General features: G+C 43.7%; 21 protein-coding genes. 4 read left to right on the top strand and 17 right to left on the bottom strand.

Going from position 1 to position 26,102, the window contains the following annotated elements:
- Window positions 1–76: 76 nt before the first annotated feature.
- Together BM736_RS03060 and BM736_RS03055 are read right to left on the bottom strand one after the other, a co-directional pair.
- Window positions 77–1,414 (bottom strand): methyltransferase, encoded by a 1,338-nt coding sequence (locus BM736_RS03060; RefSeq protein WP_306170157.1) that lies wholly within the window; start codon window positions 1,412–1,414, stop codon window positions 77–79.
- A 127-nt stretch (window positions 1,415–1,541) separates the two neighbouring features.
- Entirely contained in the window at window positions 1,542–2,714 is a 1,173-nt protein-coding gene (locus tag BM736_RS03055; protein ID WP_076408442.1) for a chemotaxis protein, read from the bottom strand.
- 274 nt (window positions 2,715–2,988) lie between these two features.
- Between BM736_RS03055 and BM736_RS03050 the strand changes: the two genes are divergently transcribed.
- Complete coding sequence (locus tag BM736_RS03050; RefSeq protein ID WP_083699804.1) at window positions 2,989–3,243, top strand: DUF1289 domain-containing protein; 255 nt, start codon at window positions 2,989–2,991, stop codon at window positions 3,241–3,243.
- Between the two features lie 82 nt (window positions 3,244–3,325).
- On the opposite strand, the gene BM736_RS03045 is transcribed toward BM736_RS03050, so the two are convergent.
- The 10 genes from BM736_RS03045 to BM736_RS03000 all read right to left on the bottom strand — a co-directional run bounded on the left by BM736_RS03045 (window position 3,326) and on the right by BM736_RS03000 (window position 16,033).
- Entirely contained in the window at window positions 3,326–3,676 is a 351-nt protein-coding gene (locus tag BM736_RS03045; protein ID WP_076408439.1) for a YajD family HNH nuclease, read from the bottom strand.
- Between the two features lie 423 nt (window positions 3,677–4,099).
- Window positions 4,100–4,582 carry a GNAT family N-acetyltransferase gene (locus BM736_RS03040; protein ID WP_076408436.1) on the bottom strand — a complete coding sequence of 161 codons (483 nt, stop codon included), beginning with the start codon at window positions 4,580–4,582 and terminating at the stop codon, window positions 4,100–4,102.
- Window positions 4,583–4,723: 141 nt separating this feature from the next.
- Entirely contained in the window at window positions 4,724–5,104 is a 381-nt protein-coding gene (locus BM736_RS03035; RefSeq protein WP_076408434.1) for a hypothetical protein, read from the bottom strand.
- A gap of 134 nt (window positions 5,105–5,238) precedes the next feature.
- On the bottom strand, window positions 5,239–6,360 hold the full coding sequence (locus tag BM736_RS03030) for a hypothetical protein (protein ID WP_076408431.1): 1,122 nt from the start codon (window positions 6,358–6,360) through the stop codon (window positions 5,239–5,241).
- Between the two features lie 133 nt (window positions 6,361–6,493).
- Window positions 6,494–7,282, bottom strand: a complete 789-nt coding sequence (locus BM736_RS03025) for a hypothetical protein (protein ID WP_076408428.1) — start codon at window positions 7,280–7,282, stop codon at window positions 6,494–6,496.
- 586 nt (window positions 7,283–7,868) lie between these two features.
- A complete protein-coding gene (locus tag BM736_RS03020; RefSeq protein ID WP_076408426.1) occupies window positions 7,869–9,851 on the bottom strand; it encodes a BCCT family transporter in 1,983 nt (660 codons plus the stop codon).
- A 508-nt stretch (window positions 9,852–10,359) separates the two neighbouring features.
- A complete protein-coding gene (phoU, locus tag BM736_RS03015; protein ID WP_076408423.1) occupies window positions 10,360–11,082 on the bottom strand; it encodes a phosphate signaling complex protein PhoU in 723 nt (240 codons plus the stop codon).
- Window positions 11,083–11,136: 54 nt separating this feature from the next.
- Window positions 11,137–11,955, bottom strand: coding sequence for a phosphate ABC transporter ATP-binding protein PstB (gene pstB, locus BM736_RS03010; RefSeq protein WP_076408421.1), 819 nt, complete (start codon window positions 11,953–11,955; stop codon window positions 11,137–11,139).
- Between the two features lie 78 nt (window positions 11,956–12,033).
- A complete protein-coding gene (gene pstA, locus BM736_RS03005) occupies window positions 12,034–13,686 on the bottom strand; it encodes a phosphate ABC transporter permease PstA (RefSeq protein ID WP_076408418.1) in 1,653 nt (550 codons plus the stop codon).
- A gap of 91 nt (window positions 13,687–13,777) precedes the next feature.
- Window positions 13,778–16,033, bottom strand: a complete 2,256-nt coding sequence (locus BM736_RS03000; RefSeq protein ID WP_076408415.1) for an ABC transporter permease subunit — start codon at window positions 16,031–16,033, stop codon at window positions 13,778–13,780.
- Window positions 16,034–16,204: 171 nt separating this feature from the next.
- Here BM736_RS03000 and BM736_RS02995 point away from each other — a divergent pair, with 171 nt between their 5' ends.
- Both BM736_RS02995 and BM736_RS02990 read left to right on the top strand, forming a co-directional pair.
- Window positions 16,205–16,699, top strand: coding sequence for a glycine cleavage system protein R (locus BM736_RS02995; protein WP_076408412.1), 495 nt, complete (start codon window positions 16,205–16,207; stop codon window positions 16,697–16,699).
- A 327-nt stretch (window positions 16,700–17,026) separates the two neighbouring features.
- The gene (locus tag BM736_RS02990; RefSeq protein WP_076409870.1) at window positions 17,027–17,842 is read left to right on the top strand and encodes a DUF2797 domain-containing protein; all 816 of its coding nucleotides are present in this window, start codon (window positions 17,027–17,029) and stop codon (window positions 17,840–17,842) included.
- Between the two features lie 99 nt (window positions 17,843–17,941).
- Here the strand turns inward: BM736_RS02990 and BM736_RS02985 are convergent, their stop codons facing one another.
- From BM736_RS02985 to BM736_RS02965, 5 genes are all read right to left on the bottom strand, one after another.
- On the bottom strand, window positions 17,942–19,141 hold the full coding sequence (locus BM736_RS02985) for an outer membrane protein transport protein (protein ID WP_076408410.1): 1,200 nt from the start codon (window positions 19,139–19,141) through the stop codon (window positions 17,942–17,944).
- Window positions 19,138–21,279 carry a hypothetical protein gene (locus BM736_RS02980; RefSeq protein WP_076408407.1) on the bottom strand — a complete coding sequence of 714 codons (2,142 nt, stop codon included), beginning with the start codon at window positions 21,277–21,279 and terminating at the stop codon, window positions 19,138–19,140. Before BM736_RS02980 ends, BM736_RS02985 begins: the two co-directional genes overlap by 4 nt.
- 348 nt (window positions 21,280–21,627) lie before the next feature.
- Window positions 21,628–22,068 (bottom strand): hypothetical protein, encoded by a 441-nt coding sequence (locus BM736_RS02975; protein WP_076408405.1) that lies wholly within the window; start codon window positions 22,066–22,068, stop codon window positions 21,628–21,630.
- Entirely contained in the window at window positions 22,061–22,759 is a 699-nt protein-coding gene (locus BM736_RS02970; RefSeq protein WP_076408402.1) for a transcriptional regulator, read from the bottom strand. The genes BM736_RS02975 and BM736_RS02970 overlap by 8 nt, the downstream gene beginning before the upstream one ends.
- Before the next feature lie 386 nt (window positions 22,760–23,145).
- Window positions 23,146–23,544, bottom strand: coding sequence for a cupin domain-containing protein (locus BM736_RS02965; RefSeq protein ID WP_076408399.1), 399 nt, complete (start codon window positions 23,542–23,544; stop codon window positions 23,146–23,148).
- Between the two features lie 261 nt (window positions 23,545–23,805).
- On the opposite strand from BM736_RS02965, the gene BM736_RS02960 reads away from it, so the two are divergent.
- A complete protein-coding gene (locus BM736_RS02960; RefSeq protein WP_076408396.1) occupies window positions 23,806–25,953 on the top strand; it encodes a TonB-dependent receptor in 2,148 nt (715 codons plus the stop codon).
- Window positions 25,954–26,102: the final 149 nt, after the last annotated feature.

Raw genomic sequence — 26,102 nt, 5'->3', positions numbered from 1 at the left:
TAAAACAAAATAAACATAAATATTAATAACTAGGCTATGTAAACAATGACTTAGTGCAATAATTATATAAGAAATGTTAGTTTGTAGATTTTTCAGCCAATATTAGAAAATTTCTCGGAGTCACCGTCTCAGAGCAAAAACGACTTAGGTTAACGTGATACCCCTGCGCTTCTAAAAAACAGATCCTATCGAGCAGTAACCAGTGCTCAAGTATCCTGCGAAATAGGTGAGCCACAAGATCGATGCGTCGGGTGAGTCGCTGCCTCGCAATCCCCAATTCTTGATAATGTGCAAAATCTAGCACTGCAGGTATGGGGACTGATTTTTGAACGCCTGCCCAGCGACAGAAGGTTTCAAAATCTTGATTGAGCTGGCTCTGCTTCACTGAGGGGATAGGCAAATACTGCTGGCTTTGATTTATCTCCCTTTGTAGAGAGTCAAAACCAAGGCGCCAGGCAATCTCTCTGTGACGATACGCTTTCTGTTTAGGGTTGGCGATAGCACTTTGCTGCAATGGCATCTGCAGATCGTGCCTTGATAACACAAGGCCGCTGCTTTTGGCGGCAGCAGACATAGCTTGATACTGCTTTGCCTGTATCAGGTGATAACAACAAGGTGAGATGGCAATAGACTCAGTATTGGCTTTAGACGCTAAATACAACAAACGCACATGCAGATCGCCACACGCATGCAGCGCCACAGCTTGCTGCTTGGCTTGTAACTTTGATTGATGGGGCTCGAAGGCATCAGCGCAGATAAAGGTTTGGGGTAAGCGCCATTGCTGCGCAAATTCAGTGCCCGCATCGCAGAGACTCTGTTGCCACTCAAGACTCACAACAGGTCTTGCGTGTGCTTTAGCAATTAATCGTCCTAAATGCCCCTTGCCTGCGCACCACTCTAACACTTCAGTGTTTGTTGGCTTAATTTGAGCCGCAAACGAGGTGATTTGCTGCCACTTACGGCCTTTAATCCCCGCGCTAAAATGACTGGCTTGCTGGCTTGGTAACAGCTCATCACCCGCCTTGTTTACAGCGGGAGTAGATACCTGAGATTCCACCTGTTGCAGTAACGCCAATTGGCAAATGAATTCATTAGCTGCAGAGTCATCAAGATTGGTTAAATCATTAAGCAATGCTGGTAATAGCTCAGCATTGAGCCTCTCTTGCTGTTGGTCGAGTGCATCAATATCAGCATCATCGATGGACCATACTTTATCGGCTAAAGATGGAAATGTGTCAGCCCACGGTAACTCAGTACACTCAAATGCTTTCACTTGCCACAGTGCACGGCTCTTCATCAACAGGGAATCGAGTCGCTCAAATTGCGCTAAATGGCTAAGTTGATTGTAGCCAAGTTGATTAAAGCTAAGTTGATTGAGTTGTGTCGCTTTATCTGACGGAGAGCTTTGTGGCAAGGTGCTATTACTCTTTAATACAAGAAGAAATGAGAGGCGCTAACTGTTACCTCAAACTCAAGAGAACAGTTAGCAATATACAGAAAGTATAAAGCAGATACGGGAGCAAGAAAACAGAACCTCGCTCCTAATTAGCGGCGCTGCTTTCTCTTTTAACCATGCGCTTACCTAGCCATACACCTAAACCAAGTGGCGCGAAAAACACAACCAGTAAGAAGAGCACAAAGTAGAGGATCAAGCTCTTGAGTGTCTTAGTCAGCTCCTGAAATACCACCTCAACCGTATGCTTAGAGATATCATCAAGATTAGCCGCCGCAGCGACCCGCTCTCTTGCCACCATCTCTTCCAGTGCCTGACGCTCATTTTTGATCATCAACTCTAACGCCTTACGCTCGACAGATAATTGAGCTAACTTATCGTCGGTCGAGTCACTAAGCTGTTGCAGTAGAGGGCTCAGTTCTCGACGCATATCGACAGCGAGTGCCTGCATCATTTCAGGGCTTTGTGCCATCAACTCCTGAAAACGCGCCGAGGTTTCACTTATGCTCACTAACGTGGCCTGCACTTCATCGGCATTGATGTTCGAATGCAGCGCATAAAGCTCAGCTTTCCAGCCTAAAATCTTTGGCATCTGCTCTGAAATCATCGCCATTCTGTCGGAGATATCGCTCATCACTTCAGGCACAGATCCAAAAGTCGTCACCGCCTCAAATTCGTTAATCTCTCTAAACGCTAACCAATTATTAAAAGCAGACTGACGGCTAAAGGTCATATCCATGATCGGGTGCTCAGCCGCATATTGCTGGATAAATGCATGGTTCTTTTTGAAATCACCACGAGGAAGAAAGCCCTTGGCTGTTTTTTCAAACTCAGCCTCAAGTGCTTTACTGGTTTCTATGGCTAACCCTTGATGCACGCCAAAAAGCTCTTTTCCGGCGCCTGATTCGTAAAAGTCTGTCATCTGCGCCGTCAATGCCCACGTATCTACCATGGCAGCCACGGGGGATGCCTGAAAAATACTGCGCTGCAGTGCCTGCTCAGAGTATATCTTCCACATGAGCGCATTCGACTTCAGATATAGCTCCTGGCCATCAGGGCTCTCTGAGGCGGCGATTTGATCGGCAGTTTGCTCAACTTGGCTATAAAAGCTTCGGCTGAAATCTCGGCTAAAGACCCGCATATTAAGCTGCTCTTGCGGCAGTGGCACCACTCCGCTCTCGAGCTTAACTTCTAACAGTGAACACCCTGTTACTGTCATGACAGCAACAATAAAAAAAGATAAACGAAACAGTGACTTCATAAACTCCCCTAATCTTTTCATTATCCTTATGAAAAGTAACACTTAGTCATTAAATATAGCCATTAAATAGATTACTTTAAGTTTAACATTTTCGGTAAATATCACCTATCACTCAGCATGGTTACCATCATTAGCACGACTTATACTGTCGAGCTTATATTTTAGTCGCTATCTATAACACTGAAACTGCATTGCGAAATAATCACAGCTTGAAAAAGTTGATCTAGATCATTAAAATCGCCACATCAAAAAATTAGAACTATGAGTAAAAGCAATGATCCAGTCACCTTGTGTAGCCAAGTGCGGTGTAAATGAAGATGATATCTGCATGGGCTGTTATCGCAGTATCGAAGAGATTGTAGGCTGGAGTAAGGCTGATAATGCGTTTAAAGCCGACGTGTGGAAAAAGATCCCAGGGCGAAAAGCGGAGCTAGGTAAAGGCGAGAACAGCGAAAAGATCAGTAAAGAGCGCTGGCAGCAGGTCGCGGCTGACTTGAAAGAAACAGTAAAGGAAACTGCTGAAGCTTAATCAGGTCTGAGCCACTACAGATAAGAGTTAGCTTATCTTTCAAGCTAACTCTTTCACTCTACGAGAACTTGCACGACGCGAGTTACTTCTTCAACATACTCTTCAAATCAGCAAATGGGTTATAGGTCGCAGCATCAACCTTAGTCTCAGTTGTCGCGCCATATTGAATCAACTCTTCAAACTTTGAATGCTCGTTATCATGACAGAATAGACACAACAGCTCCCAGTTTGAACCATCAGATGGATTATTATCATGGTTATGATCGCGGTGATGTACTGTCAACTCACGCAAATTTGAGTTATTGAACTCACGCGTACAACGGCCACATACCCAAGGGTATAGCTTTAGCGCCTGCTCACGGTAACCCGTTTCACGCTTAGCCTTATAATCTCTGGCCTCAGCCAGCACTCTATCTAACTTACTCTGAGACATATGCCCTCTTTACTCACAATTTGATCTGCCACTGCTGTTGAGTGGCTTATTAATAATGTCATTGTATCGTACTTGTCGGATAACAAGTTACTTAAATATCTGTAGTGGGGTCATTGGGCTGTTTTGGTTTTGTTGCTAAGAGTTGGGGGTAGGTAGCTATTTAGGTGGCTAGCTGAACACCGAAGCCACAATTGTTGTCAAACGCCTGCCCGGCGAGGGATGTGAGCTCTACCGTGACATCTGACCTATATGGATATAGGGAATGCCGAAAAATGTACGACTGAAAGGATTCAGAAGGTAGAGTAACGCAGGGAGCAGTTACCGAGGGAACATTTTTGGCCCTGTCACGGAAAGTAACAGCCGCGTTCACACTCGTTATTTACAAGAAGCGTTACTGTTTGTCTTAGGTTTATAGAGCTTGAGTTAAAGCACTTTTTGCCAGAATAGGGCTTTGCCCATGTTGGGGTCTAGCTCGTAGCCGTCAAAACCAAATTTGATGTAGGAGTTGCGTGCTATTTCGTTACCTTCGAGCACTTCCAAGGTGATTTTACAGCAGCCTTTCTCTATCGCGAGTTCTTCAACTTTAGCCAACATCGACTGACTAATCCCCAGCCCTCTAAACTCATCAACCACCACGATATCGTGGATATTTATTAGCGGCTTACACTTAAAAGTAGAAAAGGCTTCAAAGCAATTAATCAGTCCCGCAGGTTTGCCTTCTACATAACAGATCACACTAAACGCATGGGGCACTTTTGATAATTCATGAGCCAGATTCTGCTTAACATAATCAGCTAACGGCTCTCCCCCACCCATAGGATCTTCAGCATAGTTATTAAGAAGGTAACCAATATCTCTCCCATGCTGCTCATCTAAATAATCCGCAATCAACACTTCCATTTTCATCAACATTCCCTATTAATTTAAAACCGTTTTTAACTCTGTAAAATAAGCCAGCTATTAATCATCTATCATGCTTGTGTATAAAATTTTATGACCATTTTGGCGGGTACAGCAAGTGAATAAAATTCTCGCATCATTTAATGGTTACTTTTTCAAAATGATGCTTACTAAGTCATCATTAACGCCACCAATAACCATTTTTTCATCCAAGCTTAACAGCACAATTGTATTCAACGCTTGCCGATAACTACCATCTTTCGCCTCCCTGACAGCTCTGATATCTACGACATAGCTATTGTCTTGCTTTTGGATTGTTCCAGAAAACTCCACAGTCTCAATTTCTGCATCCTTGCTCCCCTGAAAGACGCTGCCCTCACCGTCGATATCATTACCATCGAGAATCTGAGCAGAAGCAGACGACTCACCAAAAGTAAGTACAACATTTTTAGGCTCTATACTGTTGCTTGAAGAGCAAGCTATCAATAAAGAACAAACTACGAATATTAATTTAGATTTTATTTTCATGTATAGGTCTACAGGTGACGAAAAAGAGGAGCGCCTAGTTAAGAGGCAAAAGTTATTGGCTAAAATAAGCGACGAAGGAGCAAAAGCCAACTGTTTTTGTCCTTTTAAACTACTTGTTATGCAGAAAGTACGCATTACTTTTTTAATCTTTGAGCTAATTTTGCCCAGTCAAATTCAACTCCTGCTTTCTTGAAAATGCCTAATTTAATAAAACCACCTAAAAATTCTTCTTTAGTCTCTACTTTATTATCAGCTGTTATTGTTTCAAGCCCTGTCAATGGTGTTATGCCCAGGGAAGGGTTCTGATATAGACCTTTAGATGTAATGTTCTTTTCAGAAGAGATTGCGGCTTGTTCGTATTTAAGAATAGCTTGGTTTAACTTTATATCAGTTTTTAAACGAGATATTTCTGCTGAAATTTTTTCTATTTTTAATTCGGTAACTGGATCTAGAAGTGATACGTCATAATTCCCTAAATTAAATTCAGGTAAATTCAGGTACATAGCGAGTACTTCTTTAATTTTTGATAAAGAAGCTTCTTTACTTGTAGGAGATATTGAAAAAAGAACATCACATCCTTTTTTATTGATGGAGCTGTCAGCATGAATCCCCATATCTTTTAGGAATTCAATAAAGAAATGTAAATATCTAATACATGAATCTTGAACTACTGGATCAAATGAAAACTTGGCAAGTAACGCCTCAGGAAAACTAGTATTGATTACTTTAAGTCTTGCTAATTCATACGTTTCATCTAATAAAAACTTTATAGTATCAATTGTATCCCCGATGTTAGCATTTATATTTTCAGTAAACTCAAAGTACAAATCGACATACCCTGCATCCATATCATCGATTTTATGCAATAAGAGTTTATTATCAATTGATTTCTCTCCTAGTATTTTATGCGCCTCATTCCTTAATAAAACAGGATTAAGGGGGTCACTCCAAGCTTCAACTTCTATAGACCAAGAATAAACTAATTTAACCTTTTGAAATCGGCAATCAATCCATAACCTTTGGACTGCATAACCTAGAGAATTATTTACATTTTCCAAACATATATATAGCTCTTGAGGGATATCAAGAAAAGATAGCTTATCAATATCCATGATTGATATTTTCAATTCTGAATCTGAAGGGAAATCATATAGGTTTTTATCAACTGCAGCACCAGAACCCATATTATATTTCATCCCTTTAAAATAGATCTCCCAATCCTTCCAAGAATCGCCAACTTTATTAAGTTTTATCATAATCCTTTACTCCGAGGCTTAAACTTCAGCATAACGCCTCGCTAACGGACGCAAAATTGTTGGCTAAAATTAGCGAAGAATGAGCGCAAGCCAACTGTTTTGCGTCCACTTTGAGCGACTTGTTATAAGGCCTTTAGAAAACAGTTTTAATTACCTTTTCTACACCCTCGATTAACTCCAACACATCATCTTTTGTCGGCTCTCTATCTTTGGGATGGTCACACAAATTTCTTAAATCTCCAAGGTGTTGTATAAACCTCCATTTAGGAGTGTCGATAATTTCATTTTCTTTTAGCATTTGATAAAAATCAGAAATGGAGGGATGCTTTTTCCTAGACTTTAAACTATGCATTTCACATACATGACCAAGGTGTTTTTCAAGTACAACACCAGCTATTGCTCCTGCTCCCCGTACAAAGCCTTTTTTTGAAAGTTCTCTAGCTGCATCGAGCTCGCTATCAAAAATATCAGACTGCAAAACTTCCTGTATATCAAATAGTTTACTTTCAAACCGCTTACTAACAGCTGAAAGTATTGAGTTTTGTATTTCCATTTTCCCTACTGCTGCAGATTGATCTGCAACAACTGTTTTTTCATACCCTTTTGTTGTCCGTACTCCCAGAATATAATCTGAAATGCTATATGTCAGAAAGTCTATTTCTTTACGCTTTTCTTGCTTGTATTGTTTGACAAAGTCATCAACTCGATCAGGTAGTATTTGTTTTATGACAACTAAAGCTTCGGAATACCAAGAGTCGTAATGAACGTTAAAGTTGGGTAGTTCTATATCTTGCTTTTTTAGATCTTCCTTAAAGTCTTCAGGCAACCCTCTGACATTATCCATCATAGATAAATATAGATGATGGCCTCTTTCTCTTAGTTCTATTAACTCGTCTTTCATTAAGTCAATTTTAGATTTCAATTGCCGACTCCCTTGGCCATATAACAGATTATTATACAGCAGACATGCTCGATAATGTTCTGCTTCGTATTTTTGTATCTGTACAGTATCAAGGCTAAGTGATTGCTGCAATGGAATTTATTTTATAGCAATGAGCGTAATTAGCTGATAGAAGGCCGACAAAGTAGAGCTGCACGATAATATTCAATTCCGTTAATTTTTACTTTCACCAACTTTGATTTTAACTAATGGGTGAAACCACCTATATCAAAAAACTCAAATCGAAGAAGCCCCCTTGCTGTAAATCACCAAGTGTAGGTGCGGCTGCGAGCTTCCAAAACAGGGATGTTTTGGTAGAGCCCACATGGAAGTGTTCACGGCGACTCGCAGAAGCACCTGCACATAAGCCCACTGCAGGTGATAGATAACAATGAAGGTTCAACCTTCAAATAAACTTCCAAGCATCAAAGTAAGCCCAATGAAACAAGAAATGCACACCAGCTTCATTTGAAGCACTCTCATCTCGAAGTGATAAAAAAGCCCTGATGAAACCATCAGGGCTGCTAACTTCTAACCAGCGATAAATACGTTCTAAGGCGTTAAACGGTTAACGCTCAACCCCACTGCCTAAATACTCTGAGCTCGACAAGTGCAGGTAGTGTAGATACTTCTCATACTGCGTTACTACATCCGCCAATATCTGATCTTGGGTAAAGCCCATCACGTCATAGTGTTGACCACCATGCTCTAGGAACACCTCAACGCGGTAGTAATCCGTCTCTCCCTCATCAACTTCACTCTCGATAGGGTTGATAATGGTAAAGGCGCGTACCCTTAAGCCGTAGGCAAAGTCGTCATACTCTTCATTGGCGATAACAAAGCGAATGCGATTTTCGAACTGTATCACCTCAGCTGGGATCTCCTTACTAATGAAGCTCTCACACACCTTGTTAAGTGCAGGCGTGGCGACATTATCAAGGAAGCTTTGAGCATCGGCTTGGCTGGGGTGAGACACTAATACATCGATATGATCTTCCCAATGTACGTTGGTTTTAGTAAACTGCACGCTAGTATTATGCTGCTGTACGCTGTTGATTTTTAACCAGTCATCTTGCAGTGCTTTATACAGGCCAAAGCACATCAACAACATCACCAGTAAAAATGGTAATGCACTGGCAATCGCCACGGTTTGCAGTGCTTGCAGGCCACCCGCAAGCAATAACACAGATGCCACCACACCTTGTAGTAGCGCCCAAAATACACGCTGCCACACAGGCGCATCATGATCGCCACCAGAGGTGAGGTTATCGATGACCAATGAGCCAGAGTCTGATGAGGTCACAAAGAAGGTGATCACTAAGCAAAGCGCAATAGCAGACAATAGTGTCGAAAATGGCATATGCTCAAAAAACACAAACAAGGCCACTGAGACATCTGATGAAACGGCATCAGACAGGTAGGTTGCACCGTGATTCATGATTGCATCGATGGCGCTGTTACCAAAGGCGGTCATCCAGAGGAAAGTAAACGCCGAAGGAACAAACAAGACACCGACAAGGAACTCTCTGATTGTACGGCCGCGTGAAACGCGCGCGATAAAGGTGCCGACAAATGGGGACCAAGAGATCCACCAGCCCCAATAAAGTAGCGTCCAGCCCCCTATCCAATCATTCTTTTGCTCATAGGCATATAAGTTAAACGTCTTGCCGACGATATCACTCAGATAAGCACCTGTGTTTTGTACAAAGGATTGTAATAGCTCAACGGTTGGGCCGAAGATAAGCACAAATATCAGCAGTAAAACGGCAAGCCCTAAGTTCAACTCACTGAGACGTTTCACCCCTTTATCTAGACCTGAAAACACTGAAATGGTCGCAATCAATGAGATGCCTATAATCAAACCGACCTGAACGCCAGTATTGACGGGGACATCTAGCAGATAGTTAAGGCCTGAATTGACCTGCAGCACACCAAAACCCAATGATGTTGCCACACCAAACATGGTGCCCAGCACTGCAAATGTATCGACGGCATGGCCAATCGGGCCATAGATACGCTCACCAATTAGTGGATACAGTGCGCTTCTCGGTAGCAATGGCAGCTTATGGCGGTATGAAAAGTACGCCAAGCTCAGTGCAACCACTGCATAGATAGCCCAGGCATGAATGCCCCAGTGGAAGAAGGTGATCTTCATGGCATCTTTCGCTGCTTGAATAGACTCTGGCGTTGCATCTGGCGGCGCTAAATAGTGCATCACAGGCTCTGCCACACCAAAGAACATCAGCCCGATACCCATACCTGCTGAAAACAACATGGCTATCCAGCTTTTATAGCTGTAATCGGGCTCTGCATGATCAGGCCCAAGCTTGATATCGCCAAAGCGGCTGACCATAACAAAAATGATAAAAAGCAAAAAGATGGCTACACCTAAGATGTAGAGCCAACCGGTTTTCATCTCAAACCAAGATTGAGCTGATTTAAAAACCACTTGTGCTTGCTCAGGCCAAACGGCACCGACAAACACCATTAACGCAATTAAAATAACGGAGGGGAAAAAAACTGGGGGGTTAATACTGGATTTGATCGACATATTACTCTCGCAAATTAGCAAATAGTTGATACAACTCACTCAACTACAAGAGATCCCGGCCAACATTAGACGGTGAGGCATCATACAGTTTTATTAATCTGTATCTGTGCCGGAAATCACAATTTGTGCACGCCAAAAGGCTATATACTCAGGCCTTTCATCCACATTATTTAAGACTTAGCAGCCCTTTGGGGCTTAGCTTCAAATGCAGTCACCCATAAGCTCTTACCTAAACAGGTCCGCAACTCGATGCGGGCATCTCATACAGAAGTAAAAACTGAACAACAAATCCCATTGAATAGTGACCAAACTTCCGCAAGTCTGCACAAGCGAAGGCTCGCCTCTATTAAATACAATCTGTGTACACACAAAGATACGTTAACTATACGCTAGTATTATGAATAAAACTGAGTAGCAGATAGCACTAATCTATTACGAGGTAATTAAGAGGAAGCTAAAAGCAAAAATGCAGCGTWWACGCTGCATTTATATACTTGAAAGGTAAATACTATTTACTCTTCCTGAGGTTAAGATCTTTCTCCATCTCTTCATATGAGACATGACGAACGTCTTTACCTTTTACATAATAGATGATGTATTCGCAGATATTCTGGCAACGGTCGCCCACACGCTCAATGGCACGCGCCGCCCAAAGTACATCTAATACTTCAGGGATTGAGCGCGGATCTTCCATCATATAGGTCATCAGTTGACGAATCGTACCTTCATACTCTCTGTCTAACTTGGCATCCTCTTTATGTAGCTCAAACGCTTCATCGGCGTCCATGCGAGCCAATGCATCTAAGGTACCATGCAAAAAACGGGTTGCATGACGCCCCATGCTGTCTAAGCTAACAAGCAAAGGTTGCTGGCTTTTTAAACGCTTATCGAGTGCTGCATTGGCAATTTTCACACACGCATCACCGATACGCTCTAGATCGGTAATCGTTTTAGAGATGGCTAACACCAATCTTAAATCACTCGCTGCTGGCTGACGCTTAGCGATGATACGGGTACATTCTTCATCGATAGCCACTTCCATGCCGTTAACTTTATGGTCGCCGTCAATCACCTTCTGTGCCAACTCGGCATCAAGACTCGCTATCGCATCAAGCGACTGCTCAAGTTGACGTTCAACCAAGCCACCCATTGCCAGCACACGGTTACGAATATCATCTAGCTCAGCGTTAAATTGACCTGAGATGTGTTTGTTTAAGTTTACGTTATCCATCAGTTTAACCCTTGTTTGTGCCATTCACCCATTATCGAAGGAGTGAGTGCTGTATTAACCGTAACGACCAGTGATGTAATCTTCTGTTTTACGTTTTTGCGGCGTAGTAAAGATAGTGTTGGTATCGGCGTACTCAATCAGCTCACCCATATACATAAAGGCAGTTTGATCAGACACTCGCGCCGCTTGTTGCATGTTGTGCGTCACTATCACCACGGTATATTTAGACTTGAGCTCAGTGATCAACTCTTCAATGGTCAAGGTTGAAATTGGATCCAACGCTGAAGTTGGCTCATCGAGTAGCAAGACTTCAGGCTCAATCGCAATGGCACGAGCAATCACTAAACGCTGCTGTTGACCGCCAGATAAACCAAATGCATTGTCATGTAATCTGTCTTTTACTTCATCCCAAATCGCGGCACCACGCAAAGAGCGCTCGGCGGCTTCGTCAAGATCGCGGCGGTTGTTCAGCCCTTGCAGACGTAACCCATAAACCACATTCTCATAAATTGATTTAGGGAACGGGTTTGGGCGCTGGAACACCATACCGACATTTCTTCGTAGCGCGGCGACATCGACTTTCTTATCGTAGATGTTCTGCCCGTGAAGTAAGATTTCACCGCTAATATGACAGTGATCAACCAGATCATTCATACGGTTAATGCAGCGTAGCAAGGTCGACTTACCACAACCACTTGGACCAATAAAGGCTGTCACCTGCTTTTGTGGGATTTTCATCGACACATCAAACAGTGCCTGTTTCTCACCGTATTTAAGGTCTAAGTTGCGGATCTCCAGGGCAGTTTCTTCCTGGCTCAAATTATTCAGATCGATTGGGTTTGTGTTCATTGCAGACTTATCTATCGAAATCATTTTATTTCCTACCACTTTAACTGTTTTATGCGGCTCACAATACTCATGAGCCGATTTAATCTGTTCACTAACGAGATTTTAGTGCTCAAGGGAGCGATATTTTTCACGTAGGTGATTTCGAACTGCTATAGCTGTCAGGTTCAAAGACACAATGACAGAGACTAGCAAGAATGAGGTGGCGTAAACCAAAGGTCTGGCTGCCTCTACATTAGGGCTTTGAAAGCCCACATCATAAATATGGAAGCCTAGATGCATGAACTTACGTTCTAGATGCACAAAGGGAAAGTTCATATCTACCGGCAGTGTCGGCGCAAGTTTTACCACCCCCACCAACATCAAAGGTGCAACCTCACCTGCTGCGCGTGCAACGGCTAAAATCAGTCCGGTCATAATTGCAGGGCTGGCCATAGGGATGATGATCCGCCACAGAGTTTCAGCCTTAGTCGCCCCTAGCGCCAAACTACCTTGACGTACCGAGCTTGGTATACGGCTCAAGCCCTCCTCTGTCGATACAATAACGACAGGCAAAGTCAAAATGGCCAAGGTTAATGCCGACCAGATAACACCAGGAGATCCGAATGTCGGTGCAGGCAGCGCCTCTGGATAGAAGAGCTGATCTAAAGTGCCACCAAACATATAGACAAAGAAGCCTAAGCCAAACACACCGTAAACAATCGAAGGTACACCCGCTAAGTTAATCACCGCGATACGGATCATCTTAGTAATTGGGCCCTTTTTGGCGTATTCATGCAGGTATATTGCGGCGATAACACCAAAAGGCGTCACAATAACGGCCATTAGCATCACCATAAATACCGTACCGAAGATAGCTGGAAATACGCCGCCTTCGGTGTTCGCTTCACGGGGGTCGTCACTGACAAAGCGGCCAACACCTACAAACCAGTGCCCAACTTTACTCAACACATTAAGTCGATTTGAGTAGGTCACATCTAATATGCTATCAAGCTTAAGTGTCACTTCGACGCCGCGCATATCTTTGATAATCAAAGAGTCTCGTGCGGCTTCGCTTCTTAATCCAAAGAACTGTTTCTCTAGCACCAAATAGTCAGCCTGTAAGCTCGCCTGCTTTGCTGCTATTTCATCTTTTCTCGCTTGCGTCAGCTTGCCGTCGAGTTCATAACGTCGCTCTTGAAGCCTTAACTTCTCAAGCGCATAGTTAATTGAACCGATCTCACTTTTTTGCAATTTTACCGCTTCATCATTGAGTGCTACCGCGCGCTCAACATGTACATTCAGCGAAGACTCAACATCATCAAGCTCAAGACGTTCGCCCTTTTCAACAACAGCAACAGGGTAACCGTAAAAGTCACCATTTTTAGTACGCTCGATGACGGCAATGCCTTCAGGCTTATGGCGTGAGATAATATCGGTTGCTAAAATCCAGCGAAAATCTAATCCTACAAACTCTCGGTTACCGGTTTTAACCAGATATCTGGTTACACTGTCACCAGGTGATGTTTCAAAAACATGCCCTGCAGACTCTAGCTGCTCAGTCGGCACCTCTTCGGTATCGTAGATTTCACCGATTAAACTATAGGTTTGACCTTGCTGATCGCGCATCTCCCACTGGTAGATCTCAGCAGGCCAGAAGTAACTTAAGCCTCGCCAAGCGATCATTAAAAGCAAGCCTAAAACGGCAATCAAGCTGATGCTCACCGCACCACCTGTCATCCAGATCCATGGAGAGCCAGATTTAAACCAATTACCCATGACTCATACTCCCTACACCCATACCGTTAAAACCTTGCAAAAAAACACTCATATCTAAATTTATATTTCTAATCATCATGTTCATCGCTATTTAAAGTGAGCTATAACGTTCGCGAAGACGTTGTCTAACGACTTCAGCTATGGTGTTAAACAGGAAGGTAAAGATAAACAGTACAAAGGCCGCTAAGAACAGGACTCGATAATGTGAACTACCGATAGCTGATTCAGGCATCTCTACAGCGATGTTAGCCGCGAGCGTTCGCATACCTTCAAATACACTCCACTCCATAATGGCGGTGTTTCCTGTCGCCATCAGTACAATCATGGTTTCACCTACAGCCCGGCCAAGGCCCATCATGACTGCTGAGAAGATACCTGGGCTTGCCGTGAGCAACACAACCCGAATTAAGGTCTGCCAGTTAGTCGCCCCTAACGCTAAGCTTCCGTTTGATAAGTGGCGAGGCACAGAGAACACCGCATCTTCGGCAATGGAGAAGATAGTTGGAATAACTGCAAATCCCATCGCGATACCGACAACCAATGCATTACGTTGATCGAAGGTGATACCTAGCTCATTGGTAATAAACATGCGTGAATCACCATGGAAAAATGCAATCTCAATCGTCGGACTAATCGCAAACGAGAACCAACCCACAAAGATAATCACAGGTAACAGCATCAACTCTTGATAAGTTTCAGGTAAACGCTGTTTAACCTTCTCTGGCAAGTTGTGCCAAGCGAACGCTGTGGTCAGTATTGATAAGGGCAAGAGTACAAGCAGCACTAGAATACCGGGCAAGTTTTCCTCTATCAGCGGCGCTAACCAGAGTCCGGCTAAGAAGCCCAAGATAACGGTAGGCAGAGCTTCCATAATTTCAATCGTAGGTTTAACGATTGAACGTACCTTTGGCGACATAAAGTATGCGGTATAGATGGCACCAGCAATCGCCAATGGCGTGGCAAAAATCATCGCATACAGAGCCGCTTTCATCGTACCGAAAGCTAGTGGCATCAAACTCAACTTAGCTTCAAAATCATCTGAGCCTGAAGTCGATTGCCATACATATTTAGGCTCAGGATAGCCTTCGTACCACACCTTGCTCCACATCGCGCTCCATGACACTTCAGGGTGAGTATTTTCCACACTGAAGAGATGCAGCTGATTATCAGCTTCAACGACTAATGCATTTGAGCGTGGACTAAAGCCCATCGAACCGATATTCGATAGCTTAAAATCTTCTGAAAATAGTTTTCTTTGACTGGTTGTGTAAAGCAGAGATAGGTAGCCATCATCGCTGATGGTTACGAAGCTTTTACGATAAAACTCAGAGGCAACACTCTTGATACCCGCATCATTTTTAAAGTCTCGGATCTCTTGATAAAGACGCCCTTGCTCACCGTTCACCTGAAAGTATTGCTGCACTAAGCCTGAGTCATAACTCACGAGTACTGAGCTTGCCCCAGCAAGTAGGCTCACATTGGTAACATTGGCGCCAGTACGGCCAAGTTCAAGCACCTGCAGCAGCGAGATACTTTCGACATCGCGAATGTTATAGATAAACAACTTATTGTCAGAACGTAGCAAGAGTTGGCGTTGGTCTGGTGTCATCAGTTGCTGCTGAACTTGGGTAGGCGCATCGCTAATCGTACCGTTATAGGCGAACCACTCGACCTCTTCGGTCATCATGTTCTCTTCGCCCTCTTGACGAGAGAGCTGCCACACCTTGTTGTCATTTTGGTAAGCGAACGTCATCTTATCGCTGCTGTAATCGAATGCTAGGTTGTGGATCCCACTGCCACCAGCATCAACAGTGAGCGGCGCCTTGCCATTCGGAAAACGTAAGTTAGGCGTGATAAGACGTTTGTTGTCTGGATAAGTCACTGAAAACTCGACACCAGCAATAATCACTTGGCCATTATCTAAACCAAGAGCAAAGCGTTGTTCACTTGGTACTGATGCCGAACTGCTCACTACCTCGGTTCCTTGAGGTAGGTTTAGTTGTTCAGTTTCAATTAATTTTGATGCGCTAACATCATAAAAATCGACATGACCTGTTTGAGAGACGCGATAAATGACTTCATTTTGTTCGTCACTGCCAACCATAAGCGCTGGAACCGATTCAGCTAATGGCACACTCATCACAGGCTCTACTTCGGCAGCATCAAAGATAGGTTTGACGACATAAAGCAAATAAAAGAAGATCAGAAGCAGCGCGACAAATACCATTGTCCCGCCTAATGTCACTCCAACCTGAGTCAATTTGTCCGTAATTGCCCTTCTACTAGACCCTCTACCCATCAGTATATTTTGAGCCTTAGAATCAGGTTTTGCAGCCTGAGTTTCCATTAGAACCTCGTTTATTAAATCGCCAAGTAATTTTTAACTGTGATTGTTCCATTTGCTATGCTAACAATAGTTTAGGTTCAATCTCATTATTCTGATGTGTGGCATTATATGACGTAAAGATGACACTAGTGTTACAGCAGAGGATTTAATACAGAAAGGAGAAATATCAATATGTTACGGTATTTAGTTACCTTGCAAGTTGCAGATAAAAAAGGATTAGTCGAACAAATAGCCCATGCAGTGAGTCGCCATGGCGGAAACTGGTTAGATTCTGAGCTGCGCCATATCGACGGGATCTTTGCTGCTATCTTGTTATTAGAGGTGCCGGCGGCGAACTGGGATACATTAATTGAGAACTTAGAATGTATCGACGGTTTAAGCCTCACCTATGCAAAAACCACCAAGCAAGCCAATGAGCAAACAGCGTTAAACTTTTCACTCGTGGCCTATGACAGACCAGGCCTTGTGCATGATATATCTAATAAAATCAGCTCACTTGGTATCAACATAGAACACTTTGGCACCCGTTATGAAAGTGCAAGCCATACTGGGATCGCCCTATTTAGAGCAAACTTCGAAGTAGGTTTACAAAACGATGAGCAAGAGGAGCTACTCACAGAAGCGCTTTATGCCATTGGCGATGATGTCGTATTAGACAAGGTCTAATTGTTTTTATTGCGGGGAGGGTTTCACCTCCCTCAATCTACATTTTACATGATCCCAGCCAGCCAACTTTTCCGCTCAATGCAGTCGATACCAAGTGAACTGCTGTTAAGTCATACAATCGGAAAAATCAATCAAAGATGCCTGTAACAATCTGTTAGACTAGCAGGAATTATCCACTTGATGGATTTTATCAAAACAGTAGATTTTGAATTTATCCCATCAAGTCAATGTCACGCTAAACCCAACCAAAGCCCCTTAATTCAATGAATATTGATGAATAGGCAGTGGTTATGGGTATTGGTTAAAACAGTCATGCTAGGAACCACTATGTTAGGAAGCATTAAGAAAATGCGCGCTACGCTGGATGATAACCAGCAAGTGCAGTATAAACTGCCCGTTGGTGACGATCTGTTAGAGATGAACCCACTCATCGGCACCACAGTAACTTTGACCCATACCGGTAAAATTAGTTGTAGTAATTGTGGCAAGAAAACCAAAAAAAGTTACTCACAAGGGCACTGTTTTGTCTGTATGAAGAAGCTGGCCAGCTGTGATATGTGTATCATGAAGCCAGAGACTTGCCACTTTGCCGAGGGGACTTGTCGTGAGCCAGAGTGGGGAGAAGCCAACTGCTTCGTGCCGCATTATGTCTACCTGTCAAACACTTCAGGATTAAAGGTAGGTATCACTCGTCATACCCAGCTGCCAACACGTTGGATAGACCAAGGCGCGACTCAAGGCTTGCCTATTTTGAAAGTGTCTACTAGACAGATTTCAGGACTTGTTGAAGTCGAACTCGCTAAGATGATCGCCGATAAAACTAACTGGCGAACTATGCTTAAAGGCAATGCAGAAGATATCGATCTCAAGGCTAAAGCTGCCGAACTGCTGCCTGCAGTCGAAAGTAAAATTCATGAGATATGCATGGCCCATGGTGAATATGCCATTGAGCGTTTAGATGAAGAGATTCAGGATATTCGCTTCCCGGTTACCGAGTTTCCAACCAAAATCAGTTCACATAATTTCGATAAAGAGCCCGTAGTTAGTGGTGTGTTACTTGGTATCAAGGGTCAGTACCTTATCTTCGATACAGGCGTGATTAACTTGCGAAAGTTCACCTCTTACGAAATAAGCGTTGGCTAAGCTAACACGATAAATGGCTTCAATAAAAAAGCTCATGGCATACCGACCATGAGCTTTTTTTATTCCTTCAATTGGCTCTGCGCCAATGCATCTTGGACATCAAAAACGATAGGTGTACTGGGCGCCAACTAGCCAAGCCTGGGCTGTTGTGAGCGCCTGAATACTCGACTGCGTGCCTGGAATTATAGTCAATGACTCTTCAACTATCTCATCTTCCCCCAGCACGTAACTCACGCCAAGATCGACACTCTGTTTATCCGACAGATGATAGCTTGCTCCAGCAGAGACCCAATGTCTGTTTGAATCAGGGATCGACAAAGAACTCAAGCTATCGGTGGGGGCTTTATCAAACATATACCCAGCTCTTAACTCAACTTGAGGCGACAGATAATAAGTCCCTCCTATCGAGATATGCCCAGCATCGGCCCATTGATACTCTTTAATACTCGATGAAAGCGCCTCTGATGTTAATGCATCAAATTCAGACCATGTGACATATTGCACACTGTAATGAAGCGCAAATTGTTCCGTTAACTTATGATATCCAGACAGCTCAAGCATATCGGGCAGAGGAATATTAATGCTATCGGCTGACTCTCCGCCCATCGATACTTCGCCTTTCGCTTCGATATCAGGACTATAGCGGTAGCTCAAGCCGACACGATTGTTTTGGTCAAATTCATAAGCCAGCCCTAAGTTAAATCCATAGCCAACGCCATCGGCTTCGACATCGAGCAATCCTTTACGTTTGATATCGCCATCGCCATAGATCACATCAATACCGCCACCTAAGCTTAATTGCTCGGTCACTTGATAGGAGAGCGCAATGCCAAAGTTAACGCTGGTTAACGAGGTTTCGCCGCCAAACTCACTGGCAACATAATCCTCAGGAAACACAATATTAGTACCAAAGTTAGAATACACTGACGCACCTAAGGTAAACCCAGTCCCCTCTATCGGGTGAACGTAATAGGCGTTCGGTATAAAAGCATCTTCTGCAATATCCTCGACACTGGCATCGACCGTATCCCCCACAATTGGGGTATAAAGTGCTTCAGATACATCAACATTGCTTAATACAGCCACGCCACCGAATGACAGTTCAGGGGTTTCAATCAATGACATAGCGGCGCTGTTTTTAGCCATCACTGAAGCGTTATCGGCGATTATCGCATCACCGGCAAAGGCACGGCCAAGGCCTGTCGCCGATTGCCCATTAATTTGAAACCCTGCAGCTACCACCTGATGAGTAGCCAAAAGAGTTGTAAGACATGTAAATATTCTAGGAAAGTGTTTCATTGTGCAGACTCCTGCTCAACATTATCTAGGTTATTGATCATCACCTCGCCGCCATTGGAGCCCACCATACTGGCGACAGCAACTTGCTGGGTATCGGTGGCATTCCAGACTTCATCCAAAATTTCAGCATCGGGAATACCCGGCTTGCCCTCTTCATCCATCGGGCCTTCATAGGGGAAAAGGTAAGTACCGTGACCGCCAACAGTGGCTCTGATAATGACTCTGAGCCCTTCGCCTGAGTCATCTATTACACTGTCTCTTATCACGCTAAGATTTAAGGCTGAAACGAGCGGATCCGTACCTGTCATCACATTATCGGGGCTGGCGTTAGGCACCACAAAATCGGGTAAGTACTCACCCACTTCGCAGCTAGCATGACAATTTCCTACCGCTTCGATAAGCAGCGTCGGTTGCATCGCCATGTTTTGTCTCTGAACAAAGTTGGCGGGGTCTGCGCTGTCGGTACTTGCTTGAATGCCTTGCTTAAAGTCAGGCAGGAGCAGCGCATAGATATCCTCTTCTAGTTCCGACACTGTGATTTGATTGTGCTCAGAGGCACTCTCAAATTCTCGCAATGCCAAGATGCAGATTTCGTTACTATCGCTTGGTTGGCAAGATTCAGGCACTAAGGTTTCTGCGATACCTCTTTGAATATCTGGCGATTGCTTTATCGCTTGCTCGGTCTCTTCACCTAAGGTGTCAGAGGTTAACGTCAGATTAACTAGCCCTTGGCCCGGCACAACAAAGTTAACCGTATTAAAATGCAGGGCTTCGACCTGCTGAGACATCTCACTCACCATCACAGAGACGATGCCACCAAGTGAGTGGCCCACTAAATGAATGTTCGTTGGATCTGTCCAGGCGACCTTGCTCAAGGCATAACGCAAACTTAAGTTATCGGATACCGCCTGATGTAAATTTCCTCTCAAGGTAAGCGGTGAAGCAATATTGATGAAGTTAGCCTTATCAACTTGCGCGCTGATCTCATTGCCCTCTCGGTCAAACATGATCCGCTCTCCGTGATAGGGCATATCAATGGCGGCAACTAAGAAGCCTTGATCGACATAATCTTTTACCATCAAAGAAGCAGCGCTCTTATCCGCCGTAATACCATGAATAAACAGCACCACAGGCAGCGGCTGTTTGCCATCCCAATCCGTTGGAGAGTGAATGTCAGCAACAACATCCAGTGGTGTAGATTGAGGCAAGGTATTGGCTTTAGTTAAATGCTCACCACCGGACTCAGGCTTCATCCACCTGTAGAGATCTGGACAAGCTGCTATAGGATCGAACTCATCGACCAGACAACTCGCCTCATCTTCTTTGGTAAAGGGCAAGTAATAGGGCATGGTTAAGCTGGCTTGATAGGTATCATATTTTCTCGCATCCTTTATTTTCGTCAGCTCCCCCAAGGAGGCCGTGGCATCATGCTCTATGATTGAATCTAAGATCGGGTACACACTTTGAGTGGTAAATTGCGCCCCATAGATCACATTGCCTTGCCCAGAAGCTTGTTGATAAGCTTCAGTGGCCAATGTTATTTGTTGCTTGATTAATAACTCTGTTTCACTGAGTTCGTCTTCATCCCTCGACAATAAGCTTGTAAAGCTAGCATCGGCCATTAACGGCTCACCATATTGGGTTTTCACTCCATCGCTAACCGCTAAAAAGTAACGACTCTCACTGTTCAGGGCTTGCTGACAGGCGATGCTAATCTCTTCGCCACTGGCGGTTACCTCTGTTGGCACAGCTTGAGCGCTTCGCGCCTCTATCAACATGATATTGTTCACTAAACTGGCACTATCTAGCGGGTACCTCTCATCGGCATCAATGCTTGCAATAGGGATCCTGATTGGCTCAACACATAAGCCCCAGCCATCTAGCGCGGCGAAGACGGTATCTGAACTGCGGTAAAAGTTTTCTCTATCGGCACCTTCAAGCTGGTCTTCACCGGGTAAAGCTATGGTCAGGTCTGAGTCAAGACCATAGCCGTCATTGGGCATTGGCAGCGCATTTATTGAAAATGGGACATACACCGAAATCGGAGCCTCACTCACATTCTCTTCAGACCCACAGCCCGTCACTAATAGACTGCCGATTAACACAGATGCATAAGGGGCTAAAAGCTTAGTCTTCATACAATCCATTCCTCTTTCATTGGTAGAGCACAGATAAATAAGCGAGACAGGCATCGATATTAAGCGGTGATAGCTCGGTGAGCCGCACACTGATATCGAACGGTATTACCTATTGCTAATTTATGTTTAGGAGCTGTGCAGATTAGGAGGATTTAACAAAAATGACTTATCAATGATCCTTATTGATAATTAATTGAGGAGGTTAACAAAAGTATAAAACACTTAAATTCAAGTGCTTAAATTGAGTGCGAGTGTTTATACAGAGGTGATTCAATGAATGAAGCAGAGCGACTTGATAACGCTAGACCTGCATTATCAAGGGGTAAAATAGTCGCCAAACTGGTAAAGTTAATCGCTGTCTATGCTTTCAAAATAGAGTGTTAAGTAGTCTCCGCTGAGTAAAAATGCGTCTTTATCGATAGCTTGCAACTCGAAACTATCAGAGAAAGCCCCGTTGCGAATAAACGCCTGCTCTGTGACCGTCACCGCTTTTTCTGGGAATATACGCTGATGCTCTTCTTGAATAAATCTAAGCCGATCACCGGACAAAGAAACGGTGCCGTTTGAATTAAAGCCGGTTCGACCATCTAGCAAGAAGAAAAGATGATACCTGTCATCTGTAAACTCTATTTTAACGAAAGTAGGCACTAACAGACGTGTATTCTTCTCATTTAAATAGACCTGAGTATTAGACTCGAAACTGCCGCTCGGTAGAGTGTCCTCTGCAAGAAAAAACAGCGCCAGGCCGCCACTCAAGCAACCTAAAATAATAAGCATGATTTTATTCACTGCAACTAACCCCTTCAACGCCCTTTTTAAATCCGTAAGCTCCTTGCTCGCTGAGCAAGAGTTGAGAGTTACCAGATTCATAGATCACAGGTGAGGTTAAACGCTGTGCAATCCCCTGCTCGGGTAACACAAGAGAACATTCCTGGTAGGTTTTTCCTGGTAGATAGGAGGTCGACGGCATAAAAACCATGCCCAACACAATAACGCCGATACAGGGGAGAACAAAATACAAGCCAGATTTTACCCAAGACATCTTTGGCACTGCAGATTCAGATACTTTTGATTCTGGCACGACTGATTCAGGTGCTACTGTTTTTAGTGCTTCGGCATCGAGTGAACTGTCTTGCTGATAATGCTTAACAAAAGGCGGTGACTCAGCACTCACCTCCCCTTCAAATTGATAGCCTTTTCCCCTAACCGTTTTAATCAACTGATTGGATTTATCATCGAGCAACTTGCGGCAAGCAGAAATACTTTGCAGCAGGCTGCCCTCTTCAACGATTATGCCTCTGTCTTTCCAAACACAGGCGATGATCTCCTCTTTAGACAATAACTGGTTTGGTCGGCTGGTGAGTAGCTTAAGTAACAGGGCTTCATTGGTGCCTATCTCTTTCTCATAGCCCGTTGGACAATCTAAGATTTTATTCGTTGAGAAATCAATAATGATCCGCTGCTCTACCCTTATTCTCATGTCACCACATCAATTATTAAGCCTAAAAAATAGTGTCATTACCTTAAAGCAATTAACTCTGAGTGCATAGGCAGCCATAAAACAAAATTTACATTCCAGATAATGCGATGGCGCGGATGATTCTTACTGCCCGCTAGCATGTTAAGGCAATGAAAAAGCGTCTACCTAGTCACCTTGATTGAAAATCAGATTGCCTAAGTATTAATAACTGCATCAATCCCTGTGCCATTAACTGCATCAATAACTGCGCTATTAACTGCGTGAGAGTTCAGCGCCAATAAGATAAGTGATACTGAATAACACTCATGCAAGGTAACTCAATACGGGACAGGCACAAATCAAAAAGCTTATGAAATCCATAAGCTTTTTGTGATGATCCGCAAACATTAATCTTCTATAACAGTCACTTTCTTTCCCGCTTCTGCAATATAGACCACGATTATTTTTGCAGGTTCTTCACTGATATTCTCGCCATAGTGCGAAGTATTCACTAACTCTATCAATGCTTCACCCGCCTTTAAGTGTTTGCGTTTCCCCTCTTTGGTATACACCATCAATTCGCCACTCATTAATACGCCTGCATTGATCACTGGGTGCTGATGCCAAGGCAGTTTTTCACCTGGTGCAATCACAATCTCCTTAATGGTCACTTCTGGCTGAGTTAACGAGTAGGCAGGTAACTTATTGCCATCCCATGACTCAGTCGATTTAATCAGATCTTTAGAGGTAGCAGCGCTTACGGAGAGTGAACCAAGCAGCAAAGTGAGACAACAGAGCTTAAGCATGAAAACATCCTTTTATTCGGTAATAGATTAACAGAGAGACAAGTATTTCAGTCTATTAACTGTCCAGATTGGTATGAGGCAACAAACAATTCAGATAACTTACCATCTATCTGGCTCGCACAAAAGTGTGACCTACAGCACAATTTAACTTAAAAAAGAGAGAGTAAGCGCGATACAAACAGAACAAATGTAAATAAACTTCAAATGAGATTGATAATCTATATCATTCGCGTCACATTATTTACATTGTCAGGATTTACAATGCCTCTTTCTTTAAGCAAAACAGCCATCGCCACACGCTGCGCGCTGCTTTGCCTCGCACTTCCCTCACTGCCAGTCATCGCCGATGAACATAACGCATCAGATAATTCGATGGAGCGGATGATTATCACCGGCAGCCGAAGCGTTGAACGTATCGATGAAGTGCCCTCTTCGGTCACATTGATCGATGAAAAGATGCTTAAACAAGATATCTTGGTCAGCTCAGAGCTGCAGAACATACTGGCGTTCCGCGTTCCTGGTATGGCGCCAAGCTCTGGCACCTCTAGTAACTCAGGGCAAACCCTGCGTGGCCGCCAAGCATTGATCATGATTGATGGTGTGCCTCAATCTACGCCACTTAGAAACGGTCAGTTAGGTATTCGATCGATTGATGCTGCGACGATTGAGCGTATCGAGGTGATTAAGGGCGCCACCTCAATTTATGGTAACGGCGCTTCAGGCGGTATCATCAACTACATCACCAAAAAAGCCACTAGCGATAACGAAGCCAGAGTGCAACTGGGCGCTTCGAGCAAATTCAGTGCGGTGAAGTTTGAAGATACACCCGGTTATCGTTTCGATGCCTCAATTGATGGCACAGTCGATGATTTCAGTTATGTCGTCAGTGGTGCCATCGAAGAGACGGGCTTGCAACGTGATGCAGAAGGCGATGTTATCGGCCTTAAATATGGTTTATCTGAAACCCAATCAAAAAATCTGTTTACTAAGCTGGGTTATGCTTTCGATGAAGAAAAGTACCTGCAGTTAACTTACAACTATTACGAATCTCAGCAAGAAACTGACTATGTTGATGTGGTCGGCAGTGTCAACTCTGGGGTTAAAACTTATGCTATCAAAGATACGTCAGGGGTACCTAAAATAGGCGAGCCTCAGGGGCCGCGAGGCAACCATAACCTGATGCTCAAATATGTTGATGATGAACTGTTTAGCAATACACAACTGACTGTTGATGGTTATGCGCAGATAATAGAAAACATGTTCTTCTACTCGACGCGTCTATCAAATCCCAGTGAAGGTTATGCTGGCGGACAATCCTATATTAAGTCAGATAAAAAAGGCCTGCGCGTTAACTTCAATACACAAGTCGATTGGGACGATGTCGAGGTCAGCTTTATCTATGGATTAGATGCACTCAACGATGTCAGCTCACAACCCTTAGATGATGGCCGGATCTGGGTACCAGAGATGGACATGACAAACTTGGCCGCCTACTTACAAACCAAAATAGTGATCTATGATGACTGGATTGTAAAAGCCGGTATTCGTCAAGACAGTGTAGACCTTAAGGTCGATGATTATCAGGCGCTCAAAATGTGTATCGATGCAGATACCTGCTCTGTGCCTATGGATGTCACTGGGGGCACGATTGACTATGACACGACGACATTTAATGTCGGCCTTAGATACAATATGAATGAGTACTTTAGCCCATTCGTCAGCTTCTCCCAGGGCTCTGACATCTCAGATCTTGGCCGTTTACTGCGTACAGCAACGGTTAACGATATCTCATTAATTCAAACTGAAGCCTCAATTGTAGACAACTACGAGATAGGAATTTCAGGTGCCTTTGACGATTTTAGCTATGAAATTGCTGCATATCGCAGTGAATCAGAGCTAGGGACAGGCAGCGAATATATCGAAGAAACAGGCGTCTATATGCCAGTGCGTGAGCCACAAAAAATTTGGGGCTATGAAGGACAGATCAATTATCAGATACAAGATAACTTAAGTACTAGTGCTAGCTATAGTTGGATAGAGGGCAAGAATACCGATAAAGATACCTATCTAGACGGTAAAACAATTTCAGCACCTAAATTTACTGCAACACTTAACTGGCAGCCCGTTGAACAAGCAAGTATCGGCATCAACTACCTATATGTTGGCGACCGTAAACGCTTCGAACCTATCAATGATAAGTATGTCGGCACTCAAGGTCCTGTTAGCAGCTATAGCTTAGTTAACTTGAGCAGCAGCTATCAGATCGACAACTGGTTACTTTCTCTTGGTGTTGAAAACTTACTCAATGAAGATTATTACTCGGCTCGCTCGCAAGCCTATACCTACTCTGGCTATAACACCAAAGGACTTGGCACAACTGTTAACCTTGGCGTAAAAGCGACATTCTAATACAACAAGCAATTTGCTCATGCTTATCGCCCCAACGGTAAGCGCGAGCGTGAAAAAGGCGCCTTAGGGCGCCTTTTTTACATATGCTATTGAAAATGTGGAAACTCTAATCACTTATTACTCTTATGACCAAAAGGTATAAGTTAAAA

Origin of the sequence: Shewanella sp. UCD-KL12, assembly GCF_001957125.1 — a bacterium.
GTDB lineage: Bacteria > Pseudomonadota > Gammaproteobacteria > Enterobacterales > Shewanellaceae > Shewanella.
The sequence above is the reverse complement of the archived record's forward strand: the minus strand, read 5'-3'. Positions and strand labels throughout refer to the sequence as shown.